Raw genomic sequence first — 3,182 nt, 5'->3', positions numbered from 1 at the left:
GCGGCGTCCCCTGCGCAGAGCGCATGCGGGAAGCATAGCATAGGACGCCGCCTGAACTCCGACGGATGACAAGCGATCCCCGAGAATGCAGAATCGGCGGAGAAGAAGGAGGGAAGCGACGTGGATTCCGGGAGGAGGCGAGGGAAGCGATCGGGAACCGGTGTGAGATCTCGAGGGGCGGCTCTCGGGAAGGGGGCGGGCGATGAGGTCTACGAGCTTCTGGCCCCGGCCTACAGAATGCTCGCCTCTCCGGCGAGGATCGGCGCCGAGATCGACGCGATCGCGCCTCATTTGAGCGGGCTCGGCGTTCGTCGCGTCCTCGACGCGGGCTGTGGCAGCGGCTTCCACGCCGTGGAGCTGGCCCGCCGGGGGTGGGAAGTGACCGGCATCGATTCGTCGCGCGCCATGATCCGCGAGGCCCGCGCCCACGCGGCCAACGAGGGAGTGAAGGCGCGCTTCCTGAGGCGCGATCTCCGAGAGTCGGCCGGCCTCTCCCGCGCTCCCTTCGACGCCGTCCTCTGTCTGGGGAACACCCTCTCGTCCGGCGGCTCCGCGCGGGCGCGCGGCGAGATCCTCCGGGCCTTCCGGCGCGCGCTGCGTCCGTCGGGGGTCCTGATCGTCCAGCTACGCGATCTCTCGAGGATTCCTCGGGAGGGATATGCATTCCCCGTGCGATTCCATCGCGCGGGCGAGGAGGAGTGGATCCTCATGCGCCACCAGATCCCGGTGAAGACCGGGATCTTGTTCCTTTCAGCCTTGCTTTATCGGTCCGGGCCCGACGCGGCATGGGAGATGCGCGCGTCGAGGAACATCCAGAGCGCCGTGAGGGAGTCGGCCTGGAGGGAGTCGCTGCGCGCGGCGGGCTTCATGCGGGCTCGCGCGGCGTGCGATCTGCGGGGCGCCCCGCGGAGGGGGAAGTCCCCGGACCTGGTCCTCTTCGCGCGCCGCGGTCCTTAGCGAGGCCGCGCGACCGTTCATCCGGCGGGCAGATCTCGCTCCGCGTCTCGAACCTCGAGGATGGCGATTGCGCCCAGGATCCAGGTGTAGATCGTCGCCGTCATCGAGGCTCCGACGACATTCGCGAAAGCGACGCCCATGAGACAGACCTGGCAGCTCGCCAGGCCGCTCAAGAGGGCGGCGCGAGGGTGCCGCCCGAGGCGCCGGGCCGCGCGCAGGAGCCTGTGCAGCACGAGAGCCTGAAAGAGGAGATAGAGCAGAGCGCCGATCGCGCCGACGTAGTAGGCCAGCTCGAGATACGTGTTGTGAATCTGCCGATCCCTCTCCCAAATGCCGCGCACAGGGTCGAAGTAGACGAAACTCTGACCCAGCCCCAGGCCGAGGATCGGGCTCGCCGAGAGCTTCTCGAGGGCCTCGCCCCAGACGAAGAGGCGCCAGACCCAGGAGACGTCCTCCTGGACATTCGCGAGGCTCGCGGCCCGTTTGGAGATGTCGAAGCCGATCTCGACGCCGCCGGTGGCGATCAAGATGGCCACAGCGATCCCGGCCGGGATCGCGAGGCGCAAGACGACCCTGCGCCACCAGGAAGACCCCAGGCATCCCGCCAGGAGACCCGCCACGCCGGCGATCCAGACCGATCGCGCCTGCGAGATCAGGATCCCGAAGAGGCAGAGGCCGGCGAGGATGTAGCTCCACAGGGGTCGCCTCCGTGACCAGATGCCCCCGAGGATGAGCGAGAGTCCGAAGAATAGGGTCATCGCCTGGAAGCTCGAAAGGTACCTGAAGGTGCGGCTGCTCGTTTGCCAGCCGTAGGGCTTTCCGGCGATCAGGTTGGCGATCCCGTTGACCCCGACTCCCGCGGCCGCGATCAGGATCACGGCGAGCAAGCGCTTGCGGGAAGGACGTCCGTGCATCACGGCGAGAACCAAGAAGAAGAGGATCGCGTAGGCGATCTGTTGCCTGAATCCGAGGAAGGCCATCCATCCGTGCAGCGGAATGCTGCGCGCGAGGGAGAGAACCCCGTAGGCGAGGAAGAGAGCGACGGACCAGCCGACCGCGTCGCCCGGCGATCCCGGGATCGCGCCGGAGCGCGCCCACCGTTGCAGGACCACGCCCAGCAAGAGGATGACGAGGACGTCGTTCGGATAGATGTTCGCGCCTCCGAACGAAAGGCTCGCCCAGGAGAGGTGCCACGGCTGCCCGAGCATGTGGAGGAGCAGGAGCCCCATCACGAGAGCCGAGACGTCGAGGAATGCGAAGCCCAAGAGAAGGACCCCCGCCACGATCGCCAGGGCGGCAACCCAGTTGTAGGCCGCCGCGACGCCCACAATGACAGCCGCGGCCGCGAGCGGCCAGAAACGCCTGACGGAGGTCCCCTGAGTCCCGGCGATCGATTGTCGAGAGGCCAAGACCTGCTACCCGCCTACGGGATCCGCTCCGGCTCGAGGAATCGCTCGAGCTCGGACGGAGTCACGAAGGTCACCTCCTGATCGAGGAGGAAGTTGACGATCCGGGTGAACTCGCCGAAGCGGGTCTCGTCCCAGTCCTTCGGGTGGATCTGATAGACGGCGAACGGCGGCTCCGGATCGTAGGCTGTCAGGAAGGCCGCGAAGTCCGGGTTGAAGATCGGCTGCTCGATCGGAATCGTTTGCGGCAGGACGAGCTTGCCGGACTCCTCGGGGCCGAAGAGCCAGATCCTAACATCGGGGCACGCGTCGAGCGCCCGCACCGTGTTCGCATCGAAGGCATTTCCCGGGGCGCCGAAGGCGCAGAGCGCGATGCCGCATTCATCGCGCGCCAGCTCCTGCGTGCGTCGCAGGTGATCGAGCTGATGCTCGTAGCTGGTCCCACGGAACTCCGAGACGATGCGGCCAAGGGAGTCCGGGACGCTGACCGCGTGGTCATATCCATGGTTCCAGAACTCGTAGCGCTGATCGGCGGCAAGATCCCGGATCATGGTGGCGAAGGAGGAGTCGCCTCGCTCGATCTCCTTGCCGATCAGTCCCAGCGATGTCCGGATCTCTCTGCGGGAGACGAAGTCGACGTACCGGCGCCAGCCGCGGGATACCGTCCAGGACGGAACATAGCGGAAGTCATTCGCCTTGAGGACCGCCCACTGACGGTAGACGACGATCGTCGCCGTTCCCGCGAGAGCGGCGCCATCTTCTCTCCTGGCTTGCGCGCGGATCGTCACCGTGTCCGGATGCTCCGGCGCGGTGAAAGTG

3 protein-coding genes are annotated in these 3,182 nt (G+C 67.0%); 1 reads left to right on the top strand and 2 read right to left on the bottom strand.

What is annotated here, in order from left to right:
• Window positions 1-162 precede the first annotated feature (162 nt).
• A complete protein-coding gene (locus tag FJY88_12965) occupies window positions 163-957 on the top strand; it encodes a class I SAM-dependent methyltransferase (protein MBM3288240.1) in 795 nt (264 codons plus the stop codon).
• A gap of 17 nt (window positions 958-974) precedes the next feature.
• On the opposite strand, the gene FJY88_12960 is transcribed toward FJY88_12965, so the two are convergent.
• Together FJY88_12960 and FJY88_12955 are read right to left on the bottom strand one after the other, a co-directional pair.
• A complete protein-coding gene (locus FJY88_12960; protein MBM3288239.1) occupies window positions 975-2,366 on the bottom strand; it encodes a hypothetical protein in 1,392 nt (463 codons plus the stop codon).
• Between the two features lie 14 nt (window positions 2,367-2,380).
• Window positions 2,381-3,182, bottom strand: an 802-nt coding sequence (locus FJY88_12955) for a DUF2334 domain-containing protein (protein MBM3288238.1), incomplete at its 5' end; no start/stop codon positions are given.

The sequence above is a fragment of the Candidatus Eisenbacteria bacterium genome (assembly GCA_016867495.1).
Taxonomy (GTDB): domain Bacteria; phylum Eisenbacteria; class RBG-16-71-46; order CAIMUX01; family VGJL01; genus VGJL01.
This window is presented reverse-complemented; position numbering and strand designations above follow the sequence as displayed.